This is a genomic window from Zavarzinia sp. (assembly GCF_041650655.1).
In the GTDB taxonomy this organism is placed as follows: Bacteria; Pseudomonadota; Alphaproteobacteria; order Zavarziniales; family Zavarziniaceae; genus Zavarzinia.
On the sequence record NZ_JBAZKR010000149.1, the window covers coordinates 1 to 7,386 of the forward strand.

The 7,386-nt window shown below is 66.8% G+C and carries 5 protein-coding genes; 1 reads left to right on the forward strand and 4 read right to left on the reverse strand.

The annotated features are described in order from the left end of the window. The 4 genes from tssC (WC493_RS20685) to tssA form a co-directional block, all read right to left on the reverse strand. Positions 1-1,178, reverse strand: a 1,178-nt coding sequence (gene tssC, locus WC493_RS20685) for a type VI secretion system contractile sheath large subunit (protein ID WP_373068087.1), incomplete at its 3' end; no start/stop codon positions are given. A 20-nt stretch (positions 1,179-1,198) separates the two neighbouring features. Beyond that, a complete protein-coding gene (gene tssC, locus WC493_RS20690; protein WP_373068089.1) occupies positions 1,199-2,686 on the reverse strand; it encodes a type VI secretion system contractile sheath large subunit in 1,488 nt (495 codons plus the stop codon). Continuing rightward, complete coding sequence (gene tssB / locus WC493_RS20695; RefSeq protein WP_373068091.1) at positions 2,686-3,192, reverse strand: type VI secretion system contractile sheath small subunit; 507 nt, start codon at positions 3,190-3,192, stop codon at positions 2,686-2,688. The genes tssC (WC493_RS20690) and tssB overlap by 1 nt, the downstream gene beginning before the upstream one ends. A 183-nt stretch (positions 3,193-3,375) precedes the next feature. Further along, positions 3,376-4,533: a type VI secretion system protein TssA gene (gene tssA / locus WC493_RS20700; protein WP_373068093.1), complete on the reverse strand. Its 1,158-nt coding sequence runs from the start codon at positions 4,531-4,533 to the stop codon at positions 3,376-3,378. Positions 4,534-4,760: 227 nt separating this feature from the next. Here tssA and tssH point away from each other — a divergent pair. Then, a partial coding sequence (gene tssH / locus WC493_RS20705; RefSeq protein ID WP_373068095.1) for a type VI secretion system ATPase TssH occupies positions 4,761-7,386 on the forward strand: 2,626 nt, incomplete at its 3' end.

The window sequence follows — 7,386 nt, forward strand, 5'->3', positions numbered from 1 at the left end:
GTGTTCACGGCGTCGCGATAGGTCTTGGCGTGTTGCACCGACTGGTTCGACTGGAACACGGAAAAGGGGGTATAGGCGGCCCGTTTCAGCGGCACGAAGCCGAGGTCGGCCAGTTCGCGTTCCATGATGTCGCCGATCGCCACGTCCATCGACGGCTTGGGGGCGACGCCCGGCCGGTCGGTCGGGAAACTCTCGACCATGAGGTCGGTCAGCAGGCCGCCGGTCTCGCCGTCGCGGCCGGCGCCGCGGATGTCGCCGAACCAGCTGTAATGGGCATAGGCGCGGATCACCACGGCGGCGAAGGCGAAGCCGGCGCTGCCCCAGAGATAGGCGCTGGCATCGGGCGCCGAGACCGTCTCGGCATAGCGGAAACGGTCGTTACGGGTACCGTCGTCGCGCCAGGGATGGCGCATCAGGATGCGCGGCATGGCGACCGCGATGAAGCGCGAATCCTCCATCTCGCGGAACGAGCGCCAGCGCGTGTATTCCGGCTGGGCAAAGCCGCCGGTCAGGTCGGTCGCCTTGCCGAGGTCGCGGTAACTGTCGACGCCGAAGAGCGAGGGGGCGGCGGAAAAGACGAAGGGGCAGAAGGAGGCCGCGGCGACCGCGGCCAGACTGCGCAGCGCGCTGACGTCGTCGGCCGCCTGGCCCGCCTGGGGCCGGTGCGTGATCGGATGGTCGACCAGCATCAGGCCGAAGGGCTCGCCCCCGGGCATGCCGAATTCGTCTGAATAGACCTTGTCGAAGATCCGGCTCTGGTCGAAATCCGGCGCCTGATCGGCGTCGCGAACGATTTCGCTCCAACGTGCGGCGAGGATGCGGATCTTGATGCCGCGGGTATTGGTCGCGCGGTCGACCAGGAAGCCGGTGCCGCGCCACAGCGCCTCCAGCCGCTGGAACGCCGGATGATGCAGGATCGCGTCGACCGTGAGGCCGAGCAGGGTGTCGATCGCGGCGATGTCGCGGTCGAGCGCCGCGGCGATCCGCGAAGCATCGCCCGCGGCCGCCTCGAGCGCTGCGCGCCCGAACCAGGCGAGAAGCGATTCGGCCGCGTCGCGTTCCACCAGCCAGTCGGCCAGGCGGCGCGCCTCGCGGCCGTGATCGTCGCCGAACCAGCCGTCCCCGGCGCCGGGAGCGAGCACGATGTCGTGCAGGCTCGGTTCCGACGACGGGGACATGGTCGGTTACTCTCGTACGCTCAGCCGACCTGCGGGATGCGCGCGACCATGCGCATCGAGGTGGTCAGCTCTTCCATCTGCAGCCAGGGCCGCAGATAGGCGACGGCGTTGTAGGAACCCGGCTTGCCGGGGATTTCCTTCACTTCGACGCGGGCCTCGCGCAGCGGATACTTGGCCTTGGATTCGGCCGAAGCGCCATCGGACGAGTTGCAGTAGTTCATGATCCAGCGATTGAGCCAGGTCTCGCAATCGCTCGCTTCCATGAAGGAACCGATCTTGTCGCGCGCCATCACCTTGAGATAGTGGGCGAAGCGGCAGGCCGCCATGTTGTAGGGCAGGCGGGCCATGATCGCGGCGTTGGCCGTGGCGTCCGGGCGGTCGAATTTCTTCGGCCGCTGGGCGGTCTGGGCGCCGAAGAAGACGGCGTAGTCGGTGCCCTTGTAGTGGCACAGCGGCAGGAAGCCGCATTTCGACAGTTCGGCTTCACGGCGGTCGTGGATCGCGATCTCGGTCGGGCACTTCTGGTCGGGGTCGCCGTCGTCCGAGATGACGTTGTGGGTCGGCAGGCCCTCGACCTTGCCACCGCCTTCGGCGCCGCGGATCATGGTGCAGAAGCCGTTTTCGGCGAAGGCCGAGGTCATGCGCACGCCCATGGCATAGGCGGCGTTCATCCAGCAGTACTGCTCGTGATCCATCGCCTTGGCGTTGCCGCGGGCGTCGTAGGGCGCTTCCTCGAAGTTGAACTCGTCGACCGTCTTGGTGGTCGTGCCGTAGGGCAGGCGGGCCAGGACGCGCGGCAGCACCAGCGAGACGAAGCGGCTGTCTTCCGAATCCCGGAAGCTGCGCCACTTGGCATATTCGGTGCTGTCGAAGATCTTCTCGAGGTCGCGCGGCTTCGAGAGTTCCTGGTAGCTCGAGAAGCCGAACATCTTCGGCCCGGCGGCCGTGACGAAGGGCGCGAAAGCGGCGGCGGCGACGTTCGAGACCAGGCCCAGGAGTTCGATGTCCTCGGGATGGCTGGTGAATTCATAGTCGCCGAGCAGCAGGCCGTAGGGCTCGCCACCGGGGGTGCCGAATTCGTTCTCGTAGATCTTCTTGAACAGCGTCGACTGGTCGAACTCGACCGCCTTGGTCAGGTCCTTGTAGAGGTCGCGCTTGGTCGCGTTCAGCATCCGGATCTTCAGCGAGGTGCCGGTTTCCGAATTGTTGACGAGATACTGCAGGCCACGCCACGAGCCTTCCAGCTTCAGGAAGTCGGGGTGGTGCATGATGGTGGCGAGCTGCTCGGACAGCATGGCGTCGAGCTTGTTGATCGCCTGGTTGAAGGTGACCGTCAGGTTCTTCGAGAAGGTGACGGTGCCCTTCAGTGCCTGTTCGGTCAGGTTGCGGATCAGGTCTTCCGCCTCGGACCTTTCGGTCTGCTTGGTGGCGGAAATCGCCTGGTCGAGGAGACTGACCTCCTCGGTCGTCGTGGCGGCGCCTGCGCCCTGGAGTTCGGCCTCGGCCATCACGCATTCCCCTTGTCGTTGCCCAATTCCTTGGACAGGGCGTCGAGTTCGTTCTGGTTCTGCAGCACGCGTTCGAGCAGGCCTTCGAGGTCGGCCGAACGGTCGACCTTGGCCATCAGGTCGCGCAGCTTGTTGCGCGTCTCGAGTAGCGCCTTCAGGGCCGGCACCTGGTCGACCACGGCGCCGGGCGCGAAGTCTTCCATCGCGTTGAACTTCAGGCTGACGCCCATCTGGCCGCCTTCGTCGGTCAGCTTGTTGTCGACCTTGATGTTCAGCTGCGGTGCGATGCGCGACATCACCTGGTTGAAGTTGTCGCGGTCGATGGTCACGAACTTGCGTTCGGACAGGGGCGCCAGCGGCTTTTCGGGATTGCCCGAGAAATCGCCCATGACGCCGACGACGAAGGGCAGCTCCCGTTCGACCTGGGCACCGCCGGTCTCGACTTCGTATTTGATATGGACGCGCGGCTTCCGCACGCGTTCGAGTTTTTCGTTGATGCTCGCCATGGTGACCTCCCGATCTCCTGCCTCACTCCGGAAATGGAACTACAAGCGTCTGATGTCGGATCCGGTGGGTCCCCCCCGCCGGCATCGGCTGCACTTTCGTCCTGGACCATAAATCCCCCCGGCCAGGATGCTGTGACGGCCGTCACGCCAACGTCGCGCGGGGCGACGTCGTCTCGTAAATCGTCAATAGCCGCTGCTCTCGCCCGCCGGCTCGTCCAGCCGGAAGCCGGCATTGGCGAAGAACTGCTTGCGTACCGTGTCGTCGCCCAGAAGCTCCGCCATCAGGGCGGGCAGGTCCATACGGGCGCGCCGCACCGCATCCTGCAGGGTGTAGGACACGATCGAATGCGGTTCGGTGCGCCGGAAGAAGTCGGCGATCTGCTCGAGGGCGCGGAGCGCTGCCTCGCGGTTCTGCGCGGCATTGCCCGAATTCAGCGAGAAACTGCCGCCAGTGCCGCCGTCGCCCGCGGCCCCGCCCATCACCGCGGCCACTGCCGCCTCGGTCGCGGCGTCCGTGCCGCCGCCGATCGGCAGCTTGTTGCGGCCGAGGGTGCGCACCGTCTCGCCGAAGCCCTCCAGGAATCCGCGCAGGCGCGACAGCGAGGGGGCGGCCGCGCCGCATTTCTCGGTCATCACCTGGTCGAGTTCGTTGAGCGCCGCCAGCGCCTCGCCGGCCGAGGTGACCAGGGTCTGGTAGAAGGCAGTCGAGGAGAGATTGGCGCTGCCTTCGATCATCTCGACCGTGAGGGCGCCCTCGGCGATCCGCTTCAGGCGCTGCTCCTCGGGCTTCTGGGCGAGGGCGAAGGCGTTCTCGTACTGCCACAGGGCATAGCTCTCACCGCCCGAGGCGCGGGTCACCAACAGGCGGCGCAGCGGCGGGAACAGGGTGCCCTCGTTGCTCTCGCCGTTGAGCTGGGCGATGGCGCGCACCTTCTCGTATTCGTCGCCGTCTTCCGGCGGCGGGAAAGTGTCCGGCCAATATTGTGTGACCAGTCCCGTCATCAGGCGGAAGCCGAAGGCGAGCCCGCTCAGCGGCGCCGCCTCATAGGTACGCAGCAGGGCCTCGGTCAGCCACGCGGCGAGTTCCAGATCCTTCGACTTGGTGGCGATGAGGTTGGCGGCCTGTTCGGCGATCAGGCGCCATTCGGGCGCCACCACGTTCTCGGTGCCCGCGTCGTCCTCGCCTTCGCGCCGGCGTTCGGCCTGGGTCGCGGTCTTGCGGGCGTCGCGCAGGTTACGGATCGGCGCCGTCGGAGACTCGTCAAGTCTCAGGTCGGTACCGGCCGGCGAATCCCCTTCGATCGCTGCCAACAGGGCTGCCAGATCGGGCAAGCCTTCCATGTTCGACGTCCCCCATCCGTCCCATGAACGCGGCACGACCCTACCATAGCCGGAAAATTGGGAGTAGCGTAATTCGGCCGTCGCGCTTAGGCTTCCGCGCGGCCAAAACGGCGGCCAAGCCCGGTTTTTCCCCCTGATTCAGGGGGGTTCGGGAGCCGCCGAAAGGCCGGGCGGCAATGTTGCGCTGCCGTAAATTTCATGCCGCGCCGGCAGTTCGGGGGGACATAATGGCGGGTATCGATCTTCGCGCTCTCATCGCGAAACTGAATGACACGACGCGTCGCGCGCTCGAGGCCGCGGCAGGGCTCGCCATGTCGCGCAGCCATTACGACGTCGAGATCGAGCATTGGCTGATCAAGATCCTCGAAGTGCCGGACAGCGATCTCTCCATGATCGTCCAGCGTTTCGAGATCGAGCCGGCGCGGCTGACCGCGGCGCTCAACAAAGTGCTCGACAAGCTGAAGACCGGCGGCAGCCGGGCACCTTCGCTGTCGCAGCATATCGTCACCCTGGCGCGCGAGGCCTGGACCGTCGCTTCGCTCAACATGGGGGCGAGCCAGGTCCGTTCCGGCCACCTGCTGATCGCGCTCCTGTCGAACGAGGCACTGGTCGGCTTCGCGCGCGATGTTTCGGAGCAACTGGCCAAGATCCCGGTCGAATTGCTGCGCCGCGAACTGGAAACGCTGACCCAGGGCGGGGTCGAGAGCAAGGCCTCGGCGGGCGAGGGCGCTTCGGCGGGCGGCGGCGGTGCCGCCGGTGGCGCACCCATGGGCTCGGGCAAGACGCCGGCGCTCGACCAGTTCACCATCAACCTGACCGAGCGCGCCCGCGCGGGCAAGATCGACCCGGTGCTCGGCCGTGACGCCGAGATCCGCCAGGTGGTCGACATCCTGACCCGGCGGCGCCAGAACAACCCGATCCTCACCGGCGAGGCGGGCGTCGGCAAGACCGCGGTGGTCGAGGGCTTCGCGCTCAAGATCGCGGCGGGCGACGTGCCGCCGGCGATCCAGGGGGTCGAGGTGCGCACCCTCGACCTCGGCCTGCTGCAGGCCGGCGCCGGGGTGAAGGGCGAATTCGAGAACCGCCTGAAGCAGGTGATCGAAGAGGTGAAATCCTCGCCCACGCCGATCATCATCTTCATCGACGAGGCGCATACACTCATCGGCGCCGGTGGCCAGGCCGGCCAGGGCGACGCTGCCAACCTGCTGAAGCCCGCGCTCGCCCGCGGCGAACTGCGGACGATCGCGGCGACGACCTGGGCCGAATACAAGAAATATTTCGAGAAGGACGCGGCGCTCGCCCGCCGCTTCCAGGTGGTCAAGGTCGAGGAGCCGAGCGAGAACGTCGCCTGCGCCATGATCCGCGGGTTGGTCGGCACCCTCGAGAAGCACCACAAGGTGCGCATCCTGGAAGAAGCGGTGGTCGATGCCGTGCGCCTGTCGCACCGCTACATCGCCGGGCGCCAGCTCCCGGACAAGGCGGTCAGCCTGATCGACACCGCCTGCGCCCGCGTCGCCATGAGCCAGAATGCGATCCCGCCGGCGATCGAGGACCGCCGCCGGCTGATCGAACTTTCCGATACCGAGATCGGCATCCTGGAACGCGAGGCGCTCTCGGGCGCCGACCACGCCGAGACGATCGCCGGCCTGAAGGCCAAGCGCGACCAGGCCGCGGCCGACCTCACCACGCTCGAAGCCCAGTGGGAAGAAGAGAAGAAGCTCGTCCCCGAGATCCGACGGCTCCGCGAGGAGATCGAGAAGCTGGGTGCCGCGGGCGCCGATCAGGCGGCCGGGCTCCGCGCCGAACTGGAGGCGGCCGAGACCACGCTGGCCGGGATCCAGGGCGAACGGCCGCTGTTGAAAGCGGTGGTCGACGGCCAGGCGATCGCCGAGGTGGTGGCGGCCTGGACCGGCATTCCCGTGGGCCGCATGGTGGCCAACGAGATCCAGGCGGTGATGAGCCTGGAAAATCGCCTGCGCGAGCGGGTGATCGGCCAGGACCATGCGCTTCGCGCGATCGCCCAGGCGATTCAGACCTCCCGCGCCAAGCTGACCGACCCGCGGAAGCCGATCGGCGTCTTCCTGATGGCCGGCACTTCCGGCGTCGGCAAGACCGAGACGGCGCTGACCCTGGCGGAAACCCTCTATGGTGGCGAACAGAACGTCACCGTGATCAACATGTCCGAGTTCAAGGAGGAGCATAAGGTCTCGCTCCTGATGGGCTCGCCGCCGGGCTATGTCGGCTATGGCGAGGGCGGCGTGCTGACCGAGGCGGTGCGGCGCAAGCCCTATTCGGTGGTGCTGCTGGACGAGATGGAAAAGGCCCATCCCGGCGTGCAGGACATCTTCTACCAGGTCTTCGACAAGGGCCAGCTCAAGGACGGCGAAGGCCGCGACATCGACTTCAAGAACACCGTGGTGATCATGACGTCGAACGCAGGCACCGAGACGATCACCAAGCTCTGCGCCGATCCCGACACCATGCCCGATCCCGAGGGTCTGGCGGAGGCGGTCAAGCCGGAACTCCTGAAGTTCTTCAAGCCCGCCTTCCTCGGCCGCTGCACGGTGGTGACCTACTACCCGCTGGCCGACAACATCCTGCGCCAGATCATCGAACTGCAGCTCGGCCGCATCCGCCGCCGCGTGGTCGACAATTACGGCGCGACCTTCACCTATGCGCCGGAGGTGATCGATTTCATCGCCGAACGGTGCAAGGACCCGGCATCGGGCGCCCGCAACATCGAGAACATCCTCGCGCGCGGGCTCCTGCCGGACCTGTCGGCGCGGCTTCTGGCGCGCATGGCGGAGGGGGCTCCCGTCGAGTCGGTTCATGTCGCGCTCGACGGGAAGGGGG